The following is an 18515-nucleotide window of genomic DNA, read 5'->3' as shown; positions in this document are numbered from 1 at the left end:
GGCGGCCTTCGTTTCAGCCCACCTCGCGCAGCTCGCGCGCGGTGAGCCCCAGCAGCGTGAGGATGGTGTCGAGCCCGCCGGCGGAGATGGAGGTGTCGGCGGCCTCGCGCAGCTTCGGCTTGGCGCGGAAGGCGATGCCCAGCCCCGCCTTCTCCAGCATCAGCAAGTCGTTGGCTCCGTCGCCCACGGCGATGACCTGCTCCAGGAGGATGCCCTCCTGCTTCGCCAGCGTCTCCAGCAGCTCCGCCTTGCGGCGCGCGTTGACGATGGTGCCCACGGTGCGGCCGGTGAGCTTCCCGTCCCGCACCTCCAGCGCGTTGGAGTACGCGAAGTCGATGCCCAGCCGCTGCTGGAGCGCTTCGGCCGCCACGGAGAAGCCGCCGCTGATGACGGCGGTGCGGTAGCCCAGGCGCTTGAGCACGCGGATGAGCGTCTCCGCGCCCTCCGTGAGCGGCAGGTTCGCGGCCAGCTCGTGCAGCACGCGCGCATCCAACCCCGCGAGCAGCGCCACGCGCTGGCGCAGGGACTCGTCGTAGTCCATCTCCCCGTGCATGGCGCGCTCGGTGATGGCGGCCACCTTCGCGTGGACGCCGTACGCCCGCGCCAGCTCGTCGATGACCTCGATGCGGATGAGCGTGGAGTCCATGTCCATCACCACCATCCGCTTGCCGCGCCGGTAGAGGCTCTCGCGCTGGAGGGCCACGTCGAACGTGGGGCTCGCCATGGACAGCGCCAGCAGCGCGCGCTTGAGCGCGGAGGGGTCCGCGTCCGGCGGCAGCGTGACGTGCAGCTCCACCGCCGCGAGCGGCGTCTCACTCAGCCGGGTGATGCGCTCCACGCGCGCGTGCCCCTCCGCCAGCCGTTGTGTCAGCGCGTGCACGTCCTGCACGCCCAGCGCCTTGCCCGCCGCGGTGACGACGTAGCGCAGCGGCTCCGCTCCTGGCGGCGCGACGGCCGGGGGAACGGCGAGCACGTCCACCGTGACGCCCAGCTCGCGGGCCAGCTCGGGGAGCAACGGGAGGGACGCGCCGTCCGGCAGGCGCACCCACAGCGCCAGGGTGAGCAGGCCCTGCACCACCACCTGCTCCACGTCGAGCAGCTCCGCGCCCGCTTGCGCGAGCAGGCCGGTGAGGCGGGCGGTGGTGTCGGGGCCGTCCTTGCCGGTGACGGTGAGGAGGACGCTGTCGGAGGGGCGCGTGAGCATGACGCGCCGCACTCTGACAGGTCCAAGCGGGGACGGGCGAGCCTCGCGAAGAGGCCCGCCTGCCCGGCCGACCGCTACGACTCCTGCGGATCCGACGACAGGATGAGCGCGCCGCGGTCCAGGTACTCGCGCTCCGGGAAGGCCTTGTAGAAGTCCGCCAGCATCGCGTCCACGTCCGGGTAGCGCTGCTCGCGCCGGTCCTGCGTGGCCTTGTCGAAGAGCTGATCCAACCCGCTGGGCGCCTCCGGGTTCACCTCCGAGGGCAGCGGCGAGCGGCGGCCCGGAATCTGCCCGGTGAACATCTCGTAGAGCAGGATGCCCAGCGCGTACACGTCCGCGGCCGGGCCCGCCTCCTGGACGCCCTTGTTCATCAGCTCCGGCGCCATGTAGACCATGCCGCCCGTGCCCACGAACACCTGGGGCATGCCCTTGGTGGCGTCCACCTCCACCACGCGGCTCATGCCGAAGTCCGCGAGCTTCGCGTTGCCGTAGGCGTCGAAGAGGACGTTCTCCGGCTTGATGTTGTGGTGGGTGAGCCCCGCGGCGTGCGCGGCCTTCAGGCCGTACGCCAGCTGCAGGAAGGTGCGCAGCGCGTGCGGCACGTCAATGCCCTTGCCGCCGGACGCCTCCAGCCGCTCCTTCAGGCTGCCGCGCATCAGCTCCACCACGAAGTAGGGCCGAGCCGAGTCCACGTTCTGGTCGATGACCTGCACCACGCCCGGGTGGCGCACCTGCGCCTGCGCGCACAGCTCCTTCTTCAGGCGCTTGAGGACCTCACCGCGCTGCAGGAAGGAGAAGTAGCCGAAGATGTCCTTCAGCTCCTTGATGCAGATGTCCAGCCCCAGGGCGTTGTAGCGGCCCTTGAAGACCGTCCCCAGCGGCCCCGTACCGATGGGGTCGAACTTCTGGTAGCGCAGGTCCAGGTCGCTGGCGCCCTTCGCGGCGGCCGCTGCGGCGGCGGCGTGGGGAACCGGGGCTGCGGGAGCGGGGGGCGTGGCGGGAGGGGGCATCGGAGCGGGCGCGGCGGCGAGCGGAGGGGTGATGATGAGCGGTTGGGACGCGCTGGGAGCCGGCGCGGTCACCACGGGCTGGGGCGCGGGCGCCGGCGGCAGCCCGATGAAGGTCTCCCGGCGTCCTTCCGCCGGACCTTCCGCGCGCACCGGCTGGGGCGGCGGCGTCGCGATGGGCCCGGGCTGGGCCGCGGGCTGCATCTGCGTCGCGGCCTGCGCCAGGTCCAGCGCCGGCATCGCCACGCGCTGCGTGCGCGACGGCGGCATGGGCGGCGGCGCCACCGGGACCGGGGTTGCCGCCGCGGCCGAGGAGGACGGGTCCACCTCCGTCTCATCCAGGAGCAGCTCCGGCGGCGGCGGCGGGACGCTCATCGGTTCGTCCTCGTCCAGCGGACGGCCGATGTGCGTGGCGTCCTCCGCCGGCAGGAGCTGATCCGCGAAGAAGTCGTCGACCTCGGACGCGAACCGGTCCTGCAGGTCCCCCTCCACCACCCGCTCACCCTGTTCGGTGAGCTTGAGCTGGGCCTCGCGGTCCATGGCGATGTAGTGGAACTTGCGCAGGAAGAAGAAGTAGCTGTCGAACTCCAGCGAGACGGACGGTTCGAGGGCGGCCTTCACGTCAGCCAGCTTGTTCGAGCGTCCCAGGCGGCCGTTCTCCCGCAGATTCTGCAGGATGAGCAGCGCCTCGCCACTGACGGTGTCACGATGGATGGCGGGCTTCGTCATGGGTGCGCGGGACTCTACGCGGCACCCGCCCGGCGCTTCAACGTCCGGCGCGTCGAAGCCGCGCCAGGCCCCGCGGCCCTACCGGATGCGCAAGAGCTGCTTCACCGTCTCCAGCACTTCCACGAACCGCACGGGCTTGCGCAGGTAGATGTCCACGCCCAGCTGCATCGCCCGCTCCTGGGCCTCCTTGCCGCCCGCGGAGATCGCGATGACCGGGATGCCCTTGAGCTCCTCCTCCTCCCGGATGCGCTCCACCAGGGCGAAGCCGTCCATCACCGGCATGTAGAGGTCCAGCATCACCAGGCTGAAGCGGTCCTCGCGCAGCCGCAAGAGGGCGTGGTGGCCGTCCGGGGCGAAGTGGACCTCCAGCGGGACCTTCCCGTGCAGGTCGTTGCTCGCGAGCTTCTTCAGCACGTAGCTGTACATCTCGATGATGTGGGGGTTGTCCTCGACGATGAGCACACGGTACCCGTCCTGCTCGGAAGGGGTCGCCGCGCTGTCGTTGGGTCCCGCCGCACTCAAGATGTCACCCAGTCGCCGCCGGTCCTGCTCGCTCTCCACACGGATGCCCACGCCACCCGGCTGATCCGGGGCGGCGATGCGCACCCACGCCACCGTCCCCGCGACTTCTACCGGATCCAGCAGTCCCGGGAAAGAAAGAGCAAGCCGCAGCTCATCCCCCACCGCGAACAGCTGCTCGGTCTGGACGAAGAACCCTCCGGCGGAGAGGTTCTCCGTCACGTCCCGCAGCGGCCGACCGTGGGCGTAGTCCACCCGGAGGATGGTGGGGACACGAGGGTGCTGCCGCTGGTCCGCAGGGTCCAAGCTCATAACAAGGGGTTGAAATCGCTCGGTAATTTGCTGAGGGCGGCCCAGTCTACCGCCGAGGGTTTATGTTGACAACGAAGCCATTGCGGCAATACGTACCGGCCCGCCATGGCGGAGCCCCTGTTCACTCCTGAAGAGCAGAAGAAGTTCGACGCGGGGATCGCGGAAATCCTCTCGCACTACCCCTCTGATCGCAAAAGCGCCGGCATGCTTCCCGCGCTGCGCCTGCTGCAGGACCTCAAGGGGTGGTTGCCTCCTGAAGGTCTGCGGCTGGTGGCGAAGAACCTGGAAGTCACGCCGGAGCGCGCCTACGAGGTCGCCAGCTTCTACGTGATGTACCACCTCAAGAAGCCGGGCAAGTACGTCATCGACGTCTGCACGAACCTGTCCTGCTCGCTGTGGGGCGCGGAGAAGATGCTCGCGTACCTGGAGCAGAAGCTGGGCCTCACCGCCGGGGAGTCGAACGACAAGTTCACCCTGCGCGAGACGGAGTGCCTGGCCTCCTGCGGAACGGCGCCCTGCCTGCAGATCAACGAGGATCACCACGAGCGCCTGAACCAGGCGAAGCTGGACGCCATCCTGGCGAAGCTGACGTGAGCCGCCCCTCCTCCCCCTTGCTTTCCTAGGACGTTCATCCATGGCCTCTACGGCAAAGGCGGTCGAACCCGTCATCTCGGCGGCCTGGGGCAAGCCCCAGTCCTGGACCCTCGACAGCTACCGCTCGCGCGGCGGCTATGACGGCCTCAAGCGCGCGCTCACGATGGAGCCCGCCGCCATCATCGACGAGGTGAAGAAGTCCAACCTCCGCGGCCGCGGCGGCGCGGGCTTCCCCACGGGCATGAAGTGGAGCTTCGTCCCCAAGGACAGCCCCAAGCCCAAGTACCTGGCCGTCAACGGCGACGAGTCCGAGCCGGGCACCTTCAAGGATCGCTACATCCTGGAGAACGACCCGCACATGATGCTGGAGGGCATCGCCATCGCGTCGTACGCGCTGGGCGTGCACACCTGCTACGTGTACCTGCGCGGCGAGTTCAAGTTCCAGGCGCAGCGCACCCAGGCCGCCATCGATGAGGCCTACAAGGCCGGCATCTTCGGCAAGTCGCTGATGGGCAAGGAGGGCTACGAGCTCAACTGCTACCTCGTGCGCGGCGCCGGTGCGTACATCTGCGGCGAGGAGACGGCGCTCCTGGAGTCCCTGGAGGGCAAGAAGGGCTGGCCCCGCCTGAAGCCCCCCTTCCCCGCGGTGGTGGGCCTGTTCGGCAGCCCCACGGTGGTGAACAACGTGGAGACGCTCGCCAGCGTGCCGCCCATCCTCGCCCGGGGCGCGGAGTGGTACGCGAAGCTGGGCACGGAGAAGTCCGGCGGCACGCACCTGGTGTGCCTGTCCGGCTCCGTGAACCGCCCCGGCGTCTACGAGGTGGGGATGCACACCACCATCCTGGAGCTGATCCACGACGACAAGTACGGCCAGGGCATGCCCAAGGGCCGCAAGGTCAAGGCGGTCATCCCGGGCGGCTCCTCGGCGCCGGTGCTGGGCGCGGACGAGCTGGACGTGGCGCTGGAGTTCGAGGCGCTGAAGATGAAGCAGACGATGGCCGGCTCCGGCGGCGTCATCGTGATGGACGACGCCACCTGCATGGTGCGCAGCCTCTGGCGCGTGGCCCGCTTCTACGCGGAAGAGTCCTGCGGCCAGTGCACCCCGTGCCGCGAGGGCACGCCCTGGCAGACGCGCCTGCTGCGCAAGATCGAGGAAGGCCGCGCGGAGATGAGCGACATCGACCTGCTGTCCGGGGTCGCCTCCTCCATCGCGCCCTACCCGCCCATCGGCCTGGGCAACACCATCTGCGCGCTGGGCGACGCGGCGGCGCTGCCCACGCACTCCTTCCTCATGCGGTTCCGGGACGAGTTCGAGGCTCACGTGCGCGAGCACCGCTGCCCGTACGGTGACCACCCCTGGGGTTCCTTCGGAGACTGGTCTTGAACATCGAATTGGTCCTCTTCGGCGTTTTCGCCGTCATGACGCTGCTGTCGGCGGGGCTGGTCATCACCGCGCGGAGCCCCATCAACTCCGCCATGGCCCTGGTGTCGACGTTCTTCTTCCTGGCCGGCATCTACGTGCTGCTCTGGGCGCACACGGTGGCCGCCGTGCAGGTGCTCGTCTACGCGGGCGCCATCATGGTGCTCTTCCTCTTCGTCATCATGCTGCTCAACCTGGGTGACGCCCCCCACCGTGGGAAGCCTTCCGCGACGCGGCTGTTGGGCGGCGCCTCCGCGCTGGGCCTCCTGGCCGTGCTGGGCGTGACGCTGGGCCGGCTGAACGCGCAGCCCGCGGCGCTGGACGCCAAGAGCCAGGCGGCGTTCGGCACCATGGCGTCCATCGGCGAGACCATCTTCACCACCTGGCTGCTGCCCTTCGAAGCGGTCAGCCTGCTCCTGCTGGTGGCCATGGTGGGCGCGGTGGTGGTGGCCAAGTCCCGCATCTGACCCTCGCGACCTTCCGGACAACCAATGGTCCCCATCACCTACTACCTCCTGCTGGCCGCGGCCCTCTTCTGCATGGGCATGTTCGGTGTGCTGGTGCGCACCAACGCGCTGGTCGTCTTCATGTGCGTGGAGCTGATGCTCAACGCGGTCAACCTCACGTTCCTGGCCTTCGCGCGCATGCACGGTGAAGGCACCGGGCACGTTTCCGCTTTCTTCGTCATCGCCGTGGCGGCCGCGGAAGCGGCCATCGGTCTGGCCATCGTCATCGCGGTCTTCCGCAGTCGCGGGTCCGTGAACGTCGACGACATCCGGACGATGAAGCACTAACGCCCCGTCACCCCTGAGCCCATCCATGGACGGAATCGTCGAATTCTTCAGAACGGCACCCATCCCCCCGGAGGTGTTCTCGCCCTCGCTGGGGTTGATCATCCTGCTGCCTCTTCTGGGCGCGTTCGTGTGCGGCGTGTTCGGCAAGTGGCTGGGCCGGGCCAACGTGCACCTGGTGGCGTGCTCCGCCATCGCCGGCGCCTTCGTGCTGAGCGTGCTCGCCTTCTGGGCCACCAGCGACGCGGCGGGCGGCCGCGTGGTGAGCATGGCCAACCCGTTCGGCATCGAGCGGGACACCATCCGCTACGCCATCGCGCACGACTACGGGACGTGGTTCGCCGCCGGTGACTTCCGGGTGAACTTCGGCCTGCTGGTGGACCACCTGTCCGGCATCCTGCTGCTCATCATCACCGGCGTCGGCTTCCTCATCCACCTGTACTCCACCAGCTACATGGAGCACGACGACGGGTACTGGCGCTTCTTCGCGTACCTGAACCTCTTCGTCGCCGCGATGCTCACGCTGGTGATGGCCGACAACCTGGTCCTGCTCTTCGTGGGCTGGGAGGGCGTCGGCATGGCCAGCTACCTGCTCATCGGCTTCTGGTACACGGACAGCGCGAAGGCGTGGGCGGGCCGCAAGGCGTTCGTCACCAACCGCATCGGTGACTTCGCGTTCCTCATCGCCACGTTCCTGCTCATCCTCACGGTGGGCGCCTTCAACCGCCAGGCGGATCCGCGCGACTACAACGCCGCGGGCAGCAGCCGGGACCGCTACGCGCTGGGCCTCTCCCAGAAGGGCCCCGTCACCTTCAAGGGCCTGGAGAAGATGGCCCTGGCCCTGCCGGAGGGCACGGGCGGCTCGGTGTCCCTGGCCACGCCCATCGAGTCCGGGCCGCTGGCCGGCTACACCTTCGGCGGCGTGATGACCACGGCGCTGCTGCTGTTCCTCCTGGGCGCCGCGGGCAAGAGCGCGCAGCTGCCGCTGTACGTGTGGCTGCCGGACGCGATGGCCGGCCCGACGCCGGTGTCCGCGCTCATCCACGCCGCCACGATGGTGACCGCGGGCGTGTACCTCTTCTGCCGCATGAGCTCGCTGCTCGTGCTCTCCCCCACCGCCATGGCGACCATCGCCATCGTGGGCGCGCTCACGTCGCTCCTGGCGGCGCTCATCGCCTTCGCGCAGGACGACATCAAGAAGGTGCTCGCCTACTCCACGGTGTCCCAGCTGGGCATCATGTTCATGGGCGTGGGCATGGGCGTCTTCTGGGCCGCCGAGATGCACCTGATGACGCACGCGTTCTTCAAGGCCTGCCTCTTCCTGGGCGCCGGCAGCGTGATGCACGGCAACGGGGACGAGACGGACATCAAGAAGCTGGGCGGACTGTGGAAGGAGATGAAGTGGACGCACGCCACGTTCCTCGTCTCCACGCTGGCCATCACGGGCATCTTCCCCCTCATGTCCGGCTTCTTCTCCAAGGACGCCATCTTCCACGGCGTGCACCACAACCACCTGCACGGGCTGGAGTGGGTCTCCACCTTCGTCTACGTGATGGGCCTGCTCATCACCGCGTCCACGGCGTTCTACATGTCGCGCGTCTACCTGCTGACCTTCACGGGCAAGCGGTCCCCGGAGGCGAAGCTGGCGCACGCGCACGAGAGCTCGTGGCACATGACGCTGCCGCTGGTCATCCTGGCGTTCCTGGCCTTCGTGACCTTCGTCTACGCCCTGCCCCTGATGCCCCGCCCGGGCGGCGGGACGCAGCCGGTGTTCGAGAACTTCCTGTCCCCGGTGCTGCGCCCGGCGGAGACGGTGGCCCGCGTGGCGGAGACGGTGCACCTGGACACCAGCTCGCCGTCCGTCGGGGACTACGTCTTCGCGTGGATGTGGGCGCTCGCGGGCGGCGCGGCGGCGGCGTTCGCCTACCTGAAGTTCTTCCCCTCGCGGGTGGGCCAGCCCGTGCCGGCGTTCGCGCGCGCGGTGCGCCGCACGGCGCAGAACAAGTTCTACGTGGATGAGCTCTACGAGTTCATCCTCATCCGGCCGGTGAAGTTCGTGGCCTACGTCCTCTTCCGCGTGGTGGACGCGCTCGTCATCGACACGGTGCTGGTGCGCGGCACCGCGTACGTCACGGAGAAGGTGGGCCTCGGGCTGCGCCGGCTCCAGACGGGCGACGCCCAGACCTACGCCGCCATCATGGCGCTCGCCATCCTGAGCGGCGCGGTCTACGCCCTCGTGCAGGTGCTTTCATGAGCTTCTTCGACACCCACCTGTTGAACGTCGTCATCTACCTGCCGCTCGTCTTCGCGGCGCTGGTGCTGATGCTGCCTGCCAGCGAGCATGGCCAGGTCCGCGCCATCACCTTCGTGGGCATGCTGCTGGACCTCGCGTTCGGCGTCTGGGCGTACTTCCGCTTCGACCCGTCCGGCGCCGAGTTCCAGATGGAGTACCGCGTCCCGTGGTTCCAGCAGTTCGGGATGAGCTACCACCTGGGCGTGGACGGCCTGGCGGTGAGCCTGCTGCTCCTGACGGTGTTCCTGGGCCCGCTGGTGGTGCTCGCCTCCACCACGTACATCCAGCACCGCATCAAGGAGTTCCACCTGGCGCTGCTGGTGCTCCAGACGACGATGCTGGGCGCGCTGGCGTCCATGGACGTCCTGCTCTTCTACATCTTCTTCGAGGCCATGCTCATCCCCATGTACCTGATGGTGGGTGTGTGGGGCGCCGAGGATCGCCGCATGGCGGCGGTGAAGTTCTTCCTCTACACGCTGGTCGGCTCGCTGCTGATGCTGGTGGCCATCGTGGCCGTGTACTTCATCAGCGGTCCGGCGGGGACGCGCTCGTTCGACTACGGGCAGCTCTACAACAACCTGCTCGCCGCCAACCAGCAGCTGGCCGCGTGCACCAACGGGGCGGCGGGCGACTGCGCGTCGCTCACGGGGCTGGCCGCCACGCTGCACACCTACGGGCCGTGGATGTTCGCCGCGTTCGCGCTGGCGTTCGCCATCAAGGTCCCCATGTGGCCGGTGCACACCTGGTTGCCGGACGCGCACGTGCAGGCGCCGGTGGCGGGCTCCATGATCCTGGCCGGCGTGATGCTGAAGATGGGCACCTACGGCTTCTGGCGCTTCGCGATTCCGCTCTTCCCGGTGGCGGCGCACGCGGCCCGTCCGTTCCTCGCGGTGCTGGCGGTGATTGGCATCGTGTACGGCGCGCTGATGTGCCTGGCGCAGCGGGACATCAAGAAGCTCATCGCGTACTCGTCCGTCAGCCACCTGGGCTACTGCATGCTGGGCCTGCTCGCCGTCACCGGCGAGGGCGCCACGGGCAGCGCGTACCAGATGCTCAACCACGGCATCTCCACGGGCGCGCTGTTCCTCCTGTTCGGCTTCCTCTATGAGCGCCGCCACACGCGCCTGATGTCGGACTACGGCGGCATCGCCAAGGTGATGCCGGTGTTCACCGCGGCGTTCGTCATCATCACCTTCTCGTCGGTGGCGGTGCCGGGCACCAACGGCTTCATCGGCGAGTTCCTGGTGCTGATGGGCACGTTCAAGAGCAGCCTGGGCCTGGGCTTCGGCGCGTTCGCCACGCTGGGCGTCATCCTGGGCGCGGCGTACATGCTGTGGATGGTGCAGAAGGTGTTCTTCGGCAGCATCACGCACCGGGAGAACCAGCACCTGCGCGACATGAACGTGCGCGAGATGCTCACCGTGGCCCCCTTCATCGTGCTGGTGGCGGTGATGGGCCTGATGCCGCAGCCCTTCCTGGACCGCATCGCTCCGTCCACGGACCGCTACGTGGCGCGCGCCAGCGTGGGCGCTCCGGGCGCCACCCCGGCGAAGGACGCCCAGCTGCGCGTGGAGGTGATGTCGCTGCCCTCCACCGCCGCCGCGGCCCGCCCCTCCGTTCCCGCGCCGCTCGCCGCTCGCGAGTAGGCCTCGAAAGACTCCATGAACCTGCCAAATCTCACCCTGGCGGATTTCCTTCCCCTGCTGCCCGCCATCATCATGGTGGTGGCGGCCTCCGTCCTGCTGTTGTCGGAGGTGTTCCTCTCCGCGACGGCGTCCCGCGGCTACCAGGCGGTGCTCACCGTCGTGGCGGCGGTGGCCAGCAGCGCCGTGGCCGTGGGCCTGATGTTCGAGCCGCCCCACGAGGTGTTCCTCGGCTTCGGCGTGCTGGACCCCTTCTCCAGCTTCCTCACCCTGGTGGTGAGCGTGGGCCTGGGGCTGGCGGCGCTCAGCGCGGTGGGCTTCCTGCGCCGTCGTGGCGCGGAGCGCGGTGAGTTCTACGCGCTGATGCTCTTCGCCTCGGCGGGCATGAGCCTGCTGGCGATGTCGTCGGAGTTCATCACCATCTTCGTCAACATCGAGGTGCTCTCCATCGCGACGTACGCGCTGACGGCGTACCTGCGCCGCGGCACGCGCCCCAGCGAGGCGGGCTTCAAGTACTTCATCCTGGGCGCCTTCTCCTCCGCCATCCTGCTGTACGGCACGGCGCTCCTGTACGGCGCCACGGGCACCACGAAGCTCAACGACATCGCCGGGCCGCTGCAGCAGGCGCTGTCCACCACGCCGGCGCTCGTCTACGTGGGCGCGGTGCTCATCGCCGCGGGCTTCGCGTTCAAGGTGGCGGCCGTGCCGTTCCACATGTGGACGCCGGACGTGTACGAGGGCGCCCCCACCCCGGTGACGGCCCTCATGAGCGCGGGCGTGAAGGCGGCCGCGTTCGCGTCGCTGGTGCGCGTGTTCGTCACGGTGGGCAAGGGCATGGACCCCAAGCTGCCGCTGATGCTCTTCGCCACGCTGGCGCTGCTCACGATGATCGCCGGCAACCTGATGGCCATCCCGCAGCGCAACGTGAAGCGCATGCTGGCGTACTCCTCCATCGCGCACGCGGGCTACCTGCTCTTGGGCGTGGCGGCGCTGTTCGTCGCGGCCCCGGGCGAGCACTTCCGCCTGCTGTCCGCGTCGTCGCTGTCCGGTGGCACGCCGCTGGACGTGGCCCGCTCGGACGCGCTGCGCGGCATCCTGTACTACCTGCTGGCGTACACCTTCAGCGCGGCGGGCGCCTTCGCCATGGTCTCCGCGCTCGAGCGCCGTGAGGACGAGGAGAAGGGAACCGCGTGGGACCTGGAGCGCTTCGCGGGCCTCGCGCAGCGCCGTCCGGGTTGGGCGTTCGCCATGGCGGCCTTCATGCTGTCGCTGGGCGGCATCCCCCCCACCGTGGGCTTCATGAGCAAGCTGCTCATCTTCCAGGCCGCCATCGACGTGGGCCTGGTGGGCCTCACCGTGGTGGCGGTGCTCAGCAGCGCGGCCGGCGCGTATTACTACCTGCGCGTCGTGGTCTACATGTTCATGCACCCCGTCCCCGAGGGCGCCCAGCCGCTGGAGCGCAACTGGGGCACGGAGGCCGCGCTCGTCATCGCCACCGTCGCCGTCGTGCTGCTGGGCATCCTCCCCGGCCACGTCACCGACTGGCTCGCCCAGGCCGGCACGCTGTTCGGCCAGTAGTCCCCACCGCCGGCAGCGCGCTGCCGCCCGACGCCCGCCTCGGCCCCCGGCCCTGGCGGGCGTTGTCGTTGCGGGGCATGGCTCACGGCGTCATGGCCGCCGGGCATTGCAGAAGTGAAATGGGCCCGCGCCGCGTCATGCGGGCCCGGGCCGTGCGGCGGACGATGCGGGGAGCGGAAAAGAAGGCGGCCCGGCACCCGTGAGGGTGTCGGGCCGCGGGTCTTCTCAAGGTGACGCACCGGAAGTGCTGAAAGGGTGGGGGGGAACCACTTTCAGCCTCGCTTCGATGCGTCCCGGGCCAACCTTTAGCAGGTGCCATGCCAGCGCCCGCTCGGGACGAAACTCCAGAGTTCTCAAGGACTTGGACGAGCGCCCAACACTCCCACCCCCGCCCTTCCCCATTGCAGCCCTGAAATCGCGTTTCATGGATGAAAACAATCAACGAATTCAGGAGGTTGGTTTTTTCATCCCTGAACGGGGGTGATTTCGGATCTGAACTCGTCCCCGAAGGCAGGTGCGGGTTCGCTGGGAGGCTATTCGCGGGCCCCGGCGGGAGGCCGCAGGTTGAGGCGCTTCATCTTGCGCCACAGCGTGGTGGAGGACACGCCCAGCTCGTCCGCCACGCGGGCCAGGTCCACGCCGTGGCGCTCCAGCGCCTGGAGGATGGCGCGGCGCTCCGCGTCCTCCACCACCTCCGCCAGCGTGGGCCCCGAGGCCTCCGCGCCGCCAGGACGCGCGACGTCGGTGGGGGGCAGGCCCGTGGATTCAGGCGCGGGCGCGGCGGCGGGGAGCACGCGGCCCTGGGGGCGCAGCGGGAAGTCCTCGGGGAGCAGCTCGTCCCCTTCCGCCAGCGCGGCGGCCTGCTCCACCAGGTTCTCCAGCTCGCGCACGTTGCCGGGGAAGCGGTACGTCATCAGGTGCTCCACGGCGGCTTCGGACAGGCGCCGGGGCCGGGGGCTGCGGGCGTTGGCGCGGTCCAGGAAGTGCTGCGCCAGCGCGGGCACGTCCTCCAGGCGCTCGCGCAGCGGGGGCACGCGCAAGAGCACCACGTTGAGGCGGTAGTAGAGGTCCTGGCGGAAGCGCTTCTCCTTCACCTCCAGCTCGATGTCGCGGTTGGTGGCGGCGGCGATCCTCACGTCCACGCGCAGCGCGGTGGACTCGCCCACGCGGCGCACCTCGCCGTCCTGGAGCGTGCGCAGGAGCTTGGACTGGAAGGTGGGGCTCGTCTCCGTCACCTCGTCGATGAAGAGCGTGCCGTTGTCCGCCTCCTCGAAGAGGCCGCGGCGCGCCTTCACCGCACCCGTGAAGGCGCCCTTGGCATGGCCGAAGAGCTCGGTCTCCAGCAGCGTCTCACTGATGGCCGCGCAGTTGACGGGCACGAAGGGCTGGCGGCTGCGGCGGCTGTGCGCGTGGAGGGCGCGGGCCACCAGCTCCTTGCCCGTGCCGCTCTCGCCCTGGATGAGGACGGTGGCGTCGCTCTGGGCCACGCGCAGCAGGCGCGTGGTGAGCTCGCGCATGGCCTGGCTGCGGCCCACCAGCGCGGACAGGCCGTGGCGCTCGTTGAACTCCGTGGCGAAGTTGTCCACCGCCGCCTGGAGCTTGGCGCGCTCCAGGGCCCGCTCCACGCGGTAGCGCAGCTCGCCTTCCTTGAAGGGCTTGGTGACGTAGTCGTACGCCCCCATGCGCATGGCCTCCACCGCGCTCTCGATGGAGCCGAAGGCCGTCATCATGATGACCTGGAGGCGCGGGGCCACCTCCACCGCGCGCTTGAGCAGCGTGAGCCCGTCCATGGGCTCCATCTTCAGGTCCGTGAGGAGCAGGTCCACGCGCTCCCTCGCGAGCAGGATGAGCGCCTCCTCGCCGGTGGCGGCTTCGGAGACGGTGTAGCCCTCCGCGCGCAGGAGCAGGGCGGTGGTGGCGCGCATGTTGCGCTGGTCGTCCACCACGAGGATGCGTCCTCGGGGAACCGGTGTGGTCGCGTCGGTCATGAGAGGGACTGGGGCTGCGTGAGCGGCAGCCAGAAGGTGAAGGTGGTTCCGCGTCCGGGAGCGCTCTCCACGGCGATTTCACCGCGGTGCTCCTCCAGGATGCGCTTCACCACCGCCAGCCCCAGGCCGGTGCCCTGGGCCTTGGTGGTGAAGAAGGGCTCGAAGACGCGGTGGAGCAGCTCGGCCGGGATGCCCGGCCCCTGGTCCATCACGTCGATTCTCAGCTGCTCGCGTCCTCCGTGCGTGTCCCGGCGCGCGCGCACCCGGACCTCGCCCCCCTGGGGCATGGCCTGGATGGCGTTGACGGCCACGTTGAACAGGGCCTGGCGGATCTGCCGCCGGTCCATGGGCACCGCGGCGAGCCCGGGCTCCACCTCCACGGAGACGTACACCGGGCGCTCCGTGAGGGCCTGCGCCTTCGCGGCCTCGAAGGCGTCCTGCAGCACGCGCAGGAGGTCCTCCGGCTGGAGCACCGGGTCGCGCGGGCGGGTGAAGTCGAGCAGGTCCGCGACCATCCGGTTGAGGCGGTCGCTCTCCTCCGCGACGATGTCCAGCAGCATGGCCGTGTCGCCGCTGGGGTTCATGATGCGCCGGAGCGTGGCCACGGCGTTGAAGATGACGCCCAGGGGGTTGCGCACCTCGTGGGCGACGATGGCGGACAGCTCGCCCAGCGCGGCGAAGCGCTCGCGCTTCACCATCTCCGCGCGGGTGGCGGCCAGCTCCGCGTAGCTGGCCCAGAGGGATTCGTAGAGGCGCGCGTTGGCGATGGACAGCGCCAGCTGGCCGCACGTCGCCTCCGCCAGCTCGATCAGCTCCGGGCCGAAGGGGCGCGGGCCGCGCACGTCGTCCACCAGCACCACGCCGATGAGCTCCTCGCGCGAGGTGAGCGGCAGGCCCAGCAGGGCCTTCTCCCCCAGCCGGTCGATGAGCACCGCGCTCACGGAGATGCTCGCGGACGTCAGGTCCTCCACGGCGATGGGCTTGCGCGCCTGGGCCACGCGCGCGGCCAGGTCGTCGCTGTCCAGCGGCACCACCACCGTGCGGAACAGGTCGCGGTGGGCCGCGGACGCCGCCGCGCCGCGCAGCACCTTGGCCTGTTCGTCGTGGAGCAGGATGAAGCAGTTGGACACGTCCAGCAGGTGCACCAGGAAGTCGGACGCGACGTCCAGGATGCTCGCCGTCTCCAGCACGCCGGACGTGGTGCGCGCCAGGTCCAGCAGCAGGCGCGTCTCCGTGAGCTGACGCGCGGACTCCGCGCGCAGGCGGCGCTGCTCCAACAGCGTCACCAGCAGCTCCGCGAGCGTGGACAAGAGCCGCGCGTCCCGTTCATCGAAGGGGCGCTCCTTCGCGCGCAGCGCCTGCACCACGCCCAGGCTCTCACCGCCGCGGGTGAGCCGCGCCGCCGTCCCGCTGCCGAAGCGGCCCTGGGACAGCGTCTCCAACGCGCGCCCCTGCGACTCGGACGACAGCACGCCTCCGCCCTCCCGCAGCGACGCGGCCAGCAGCACGCCGGTGGCCTGGACGGCGTCCGCGTCGCTCCCCTGCTCCAGCCCCACGTGGGCGACGAGCCCCGGGGGCTGCCCCGGTGCGGAGGCGACGTGCAGCGCCACCGCTTTGGCCTGGAGCAGCTCCGCCACGCGCGCGAGGAACATCTCCGGAGGCGGGGGCACGGGCTGCGCCACGAAGCGCGCCATCTCCGCCACCGCCTCCACCTCCCAGCGGCTGCGAGCGCCGTCCGCCTGCAGGCTCGAGTCCGCGAGCGCCGCGCCCACCACCTTCGCGAACAGCGTCAGCACCGAGCCATGCCGGGGCGCCACCCACGGGCCGGCCACCCACAGCACCTCCGACTGGGGGCCGCCCACCGGCAGGTACGCGTGCGTGGGCTGCGCCTGGTCCGCGCCACCGAACACCGGCCGCCCGTCCGACAGGGCCTCCAGCGCCAGGTGCGAGTCCGCCGGCAGCGACACGCCGTCGCGCACCACCAGCCGCGTGCCGTCCCAGCGCAGGATGCGCGCGCGGAAGCCCGCGGCCTCCAGGCCCGCCAGCGCCACGCGCCGCACGGCCTCCTCCGAGCGCGCGGACACCAGCCCCGCGGACGTGTCCACCAGCTGCTCCGCCACCCCCAGCTCCATGGGGCGGTCCGTCAGCACCATGCAGCTGACCAGCAGGGCGAAGCGGCCATCCTCCAGCCGCAGGTGGCTGGCCTGCACGAACACCTCGCCCGGCGTGCCGTGGACGCTGAGCACCTTGTAGAGCTGCGGACGCCCATCCAGCTGCGCGCCGGTGGCCAGCCGGCGGAAGCGCTCCGCCATCCGGCTGCGCTCCTCCGGCTGCACGAAGTCCAGGAAGGAGCGGCCCTCCACCTGGTCCAGGGGCAGGCCCAACAGCCGCCCATACGCGGCATTGGCCACCCAGACGCGCCCCTCCGACTCCAGCACCAGCATGGGCTGGGTGAAGGGCTCCACCAGGGCGCGCAGGTCCTGCTCGTTGTAGGCCTTGGAACTCATCCGCGACGCAGCACCCGTTTGTCCCCCACCCGCAGCGTCACCTTCTCCCGGTCGAAGTACTCCGACAGGGGGATGGTGAACTTGCGGCTCTGGCCCACGAGCTCCTTGAAGCCCTGGGTGGTGATCTCCTTCTGGCCCTTCAGATACGTCACCAGCCGGGCGCGAAGGTCCTCCAGGGCGCCCGCGTCGAAGCACAGCTCCTCGCTCACCCGCACGCCCGTGCCCGACGCCACCAGCACCTTCAACAGCTCCTGCAGCTTCGCGGGCGGCAGGCCCAGCTTCTGCGACAGCTCCGTGACGGTGGGCGGCGCGAGCCCCGCCGCGGCCAGCTCCGCGCCCAGGCGCGTGCGCGCGGCCTCGTCGCCCAGGGTGAGCGTGCGGCCCCGGCCCTGCAGACGGACCCAGTCCTTCTCCGCCTCCACGCTGCCGGAGTCCACCAGCGCCTGCACCACGCGCTGGAACAGGCGCGCGTCCAGCTGGCCGGAGAGCCGCTGGCGGAGCTCCTCGCGCGACAGGCCCTCGCGCATGGGCTCGCGCTCATGGAACGCGGCGAGCAGCGCGAGCGAGCGCTGGCGCAGTCCCTCGAACACGTCGTGCGCCACGTAGAGCCGCCGGTCGCGGTCCACCAGCAGCACCTGCCCCTTCGCGCCCTGAAGCTCCAGCGTGCGCGTGAGCACCTTGGGCGCAAGCCCCGAGCGCCCGAACAGCTCCGTCTGCGTGAGCCCCGCGTAGCCCGCCTGCCGCAAGAGCCACGTCACCAGCCCGGCCGCGTCCGCCTCCAACAGCGGCCGCACCACCTCGGACGCGCCCCGGCGCCGGCGCGGCGGCGTGATGGACAGCACGCGCCCTCCGGCCAGCGTGGCGCCCCGCCCCGGCAGCGCGCGCGAGCCGCGCAGGATGAAGCGCTGACCGACGAGCGCCCCCACCGGCGACTCCAGCCGCAGCTGCGCGAGCGCCGTCTCCCCCGGCGCGAGCGAGCCCAGGTCCAGCAGCGCCACCGTGGCCTCCACCTGCGCCGTGCCCAGGTGCAGCAGCAGCTTGCGGCGCCCGGGCAGGGGGGCTTCCGCGGCCGGCAGCAGCGTCAGCTCCACGTCCAGCATGGACGTCTCCGGCAGCTCGCCCGCGCGCGTGAGCACCATGCCCCGGTGCACGTCCTCCGTCTGCACGTCCGCCACGTTCACCGCCGCGCGCTGCCCCGCCTCCACGCTCGCCACGGACCGGCCGTGCACCTGCACGCCGCGGATGCGGAAGGGGCCCGGGCGCGCGCCGGCCGCCGCGGGGAGCAACGACACGGAGTCATCCACCGCCAGCGCGCCGGACAACAGCGTGCCCGTCACCACCGTGCCGAAGCCCTTGATGGTGAAGGCCCGGTCCACGGGCAGGAACGCGGGGCCCTCCGAGGGGCGCCGGGGCAGCGCCGCACCCGCGCGGGCGAGCGCCGCCTTCAGCTCCTCCAGGCCCGCGCCCGTGCGCGAGGACACCGGCACCACGGGCGCGCCCTCCAGAAAGGTGCCGGCGGTGAGCGCGGCCAGGTCCGCCTCCACCAGCGCGCGCCAGTCGTCGCCCAGCCCCTCCAGCAGGTCCGCCTTGGTGAGCGCGACGACGCCCGCCTTCACTCCCAGCAGGCGGCAGATGTCCAGGTGCTCGCGCGTCTGGGGCATGACGCCCTCGTCCGCCGCCACCACCAGCACCGCCAGGTCCACGCCGCCCGCGCCCGCGGCCATGGCCTTCACGAAGCGCTCGTGGCCGGGCACGTCCACCACGCCCGCCACCCGGCCGTCCGGGAGCGCCAGGTGGGCGAAGCCCAGCTCCAGGGTGATGCCCCGCCGCTTCTCTTCCGGGAGCCGGTCGGTGTCGGTTCCCGTCAGCGCCTTCACGAGGGACGTCTTGCCGTGGTCGATGTGGCCCGCCGTCCCGATGATCATCGCCG

General features: G+C 70.5%; 13 protein-coding genes. 7 read left to right on the top strand and 6 right to left on the bottom strand.

The genetic code is table 11. The features are described from left to right. Positions 1-13: 13 nt before the first annotated feature. From serB to KYK13_RS04935, 3 genes are all read right to left on the bottom strand, one after another. On the bottom strand, positions 14-1204 hold the full coding sequence (gene serB, locus KYK13_RS04945; RefSeq protein ID WP_223642366.1) for a phosphoserine phosphatase SerB: 1191 nt from the start codon (positions 1202-1204) through the stop codon (positions 14-16). A gap of 74 nt (positions 1205-1278) precedes the next feature. Next, a complete protein-coding gene (locus KYK13_RS04940) occupies positions 1279-2940 on the bottom strand; it encodes a serine/threonine-protein kinase (RefSeq protein ID WP_223642364.1) in 1662 nt (553 codons plus the stop codon). Between the two features lie 78 nt (positions 2941-3018). After that, the gene (locus tag KYK13_RS04935) at positions 3019-3771 is read right to left on the bottom strand and encodes a TIGR02266 family protein (protein ID WP_223642362.1); all 753 of its coding nucleotides are present in this window, start codon (positions 3769-3771) and stop codon (positions 3019-3021) included. A gap of 105 nt (positions 3772-3876) precedes the next feature. On the opposite strand from KYK13_RS04935, the gene nuoE reads away from it, so the two are divergent. The 7 genes from nuoE to KYK13_RS04900 are packed head-to-tail and all read left to right on the top strand — an operon-like array spanning position 3877 to position 12090. After that, complete coding sequence (gene nuoE / locus KYK13_RS04930) at positions 3877-4365, top strand: NAD(P)H-dependent oxidoreductase subunit E (RefSeq protein ID WP_223642360.1); 489 nt, start codon at positions 3877-3879, stop codon at positions 4363-4365. A 40-nt stretch (positions 4366-4405) separates the two neighbouring features. Further along, the gene (gene nuoF / locus KYK13_RS04925; protein ID WP_223642359.1) at positions 4406-5749 is read left to right on the top strand and encodes an NADH-quinone oxidoreductase subunit NuoF; all 1344 of its coding nucleotides are present in this window, start codon (positions 4406-4408) and stop codon (positions 5747-5749) included. Then, positions 5746-6252: an NADH-quinone oxidoreductase subunit J gene (locus tag KYK13_RS04920; protein ID WP_223642357.1), complete on the top strand. Its 507-nt coding sequence runs from the start codon at positions 5746-5748 to the stop codon at positions 6250-6252. Before nuoF ends, KYK13_RS04920 begins: the two co-directional genes overlap by 4 nt. A 24-nt stretch (positions 6253-6276) precedes the next feature. After that, positions 6277-6579 carry an NADH-quinone oxidoreductase subunit NuoK gene (gene nuoK, locus KYK13_RS04915; RefSeq protein WP_120527355.1) on the top strand — a complete coding sequence of 101 codons (303 nt, stop codon included), beginning with the start codon at positions 6277-6279 and terminating at the stop codon, positions 6577-6579. Positions 6580-6604: 25 nt separating this feature from the next. After that, positions 6605-8830: an NADH-quinone oxidoreductase subunit L gene (nuoL, locus tag KYK13_RS04910; RefSeq protein WP_223642355.1), complete on the top strand. Its 2226-nt coding sequence runs from the start codon at positions 6605-6607 to the stop codon at positions 8828-8830. After that, positions 8827-10515: a NuoM family protein gene (locus KYK13_RS04905; RefSeq protein WP_223642353.1), complete on the top strand. Its 1689-nt coding sequence runs from the start codon at positions 8827-8829 to the stop codon at positions 10513-10515. Before nuoL ends, KYK13_RS04905 begins: the two co-directional genes overlap by 4 nt. Before the next feature lie 15 nt (positions 10516-10530). Continuing rightward, positions 10531-12090, top strand: coding sequence for an NADH-quinone oxidoreductase subunit N (locus KYK13_RS04900; RefSeq protein ID WP_223642352.1), 1560 nt, complete (start codon positions 10531-10533; stop codon positions 12088-12090). 533 nt (positions 12091-12623) lie between these two features. Here KYK13_RS04900 and KYK13_RS04895 read toward each other — a convergent pair. Genes KYK13_RS04895 through selB form a run of 3 tightly spaced genes read right to left on the bottom strand, consistent with a single transcriptional unit; the run spans position 12624 to position 18510 of the window. After that, on the bottom strand, positions 12624-14078 hold the full coding sequence (locus KYK13_RS04895; protein ID WP_223642351.1) for a sigma-54 dependent transcriptional regulator: 1455 nt from the start codon (positions 14076-14078) through the stop codon (positions 12624-12626). Further along, complete coding sequence (locus tag KYK13_RS04890; RefSeq protein WP_223642350.1) at positions 14075-16585, bottom strand: ATP-binding protein; 2511 nt, start codon at positions 16583-16585, stop codon at positions 14075-14077. Before KYK13_RS04890 ends, KYK13_RS04895 begins: the two co-directional genes overlap by 4 nt. Then, the gene (gene selB, locus KYK13_RS04885) at positions 16582-18510 is read right to left on the bottom strand and encodes a selenocysteine-specific translation elongation factor (protein WP_223642349.1); all 1929 of its coding nucleotides are present in this window, start codon (positions 18508-18510) and stop codon (positions 16582-16584) included. Before selB ends, KYK13_RS04890 begins: the two co-directional genes overlap by 4 nt. Between the last annotated feature and the right edge of the window lie 5 nt (positions 18511-18515).

It is taken from the genome of Corallococcus sp. EGB (genome assembly GCF_019968905.1).
Taxonomy (GTDB): domain Bacteria; phylum Myxococcota; class Myxococcia; order Myxococcales; family Myxococcaceae; genus Corallococcus.
Note: the sequence above shows the minus strand (reverse complement) of the source record. Positions and strands in the feature narration are given on the sequence as shown.

Coding starts and splice junctions, on each gene's coding strand:
- serB (WP_223642366.1), bottom strand. CDS start 1,204: ATGCTCACGCGCCCCTCCGACAGCGTCCTCCTCACCGTCACCGGCAAG.
- KYK13_RS04940 (WP_223642364.1), bottom strand. CDS start 2,940: ATGACGAAGCCCGCCATCCATCGTGACACCGTCAGTGGCGAGGCGCTG.
- KYK13_RS04935 (WP_223642362.1), bottom strand. CDS start 3,771: ATGAGCTTGGACCCTGCGGACCAGCGGCAGCACCCTCGTGTCCCCACC.
- nuoE (WP_223642360.1), top strand. CDS start 3,877: ATGGCGGAGCCCCTGTTCACTCCTGAAGAGCAGAAGAAGTTCGACGCG.
- nuoF (WP_223642359.1), top strand. CDS start 4,406: ATGGCCTCTACGGCAAAGGCGGTCGAACCCGTCATCTCGGCGGCCTGG.
- nuoK (WP_120527355.1), top strand. CDS start 6,277: ATGGTCCCCATCACCTACTACCTCCTGCTGGCCGCGGCCCTCTTCTGC.
- nuoL (WP_223642355.1), top strand. CDS start 6,605: ATGGACGGAATCGTCGAATTCTTCAGAACGGCACCCATCCCCCCGGAG.
- KYK13_RS04905 (WP_223642353.1), top strand. CDS start 8,827: ATGAGCTTCTTCGACACCCACCTGTTGAACGTCGTCATCTACCTGCCG.
- KYK13_RS04900 (WP_223642352.1), top strand. CDS start 10,531: ATGAACCTGCCAAATCTCACCCTGGCGGATTTCCTTCCCCTGCTGCCC.
- KYK13_RS04895 (WP_223642351.1), bottom strand. CDS start 14,078: ATGACCGACGCGACCACACCGGTTCCCCGAGGACGCATCCTCGTGGTG.
- KYK13_RS04890 (WP_223642350.1), bottom strand. CDS start 16,585: ATGAGTTCCAAGGCCTACAACGAGCAGGACCTGCGCGCCCTGGTGGAG.
- selB (WP_223642349.1), bottom strand. CDS start 18,510: ATGATCATCGGGACGGCGGGCCACATCGACCACGGCAAGACGTCCCTC.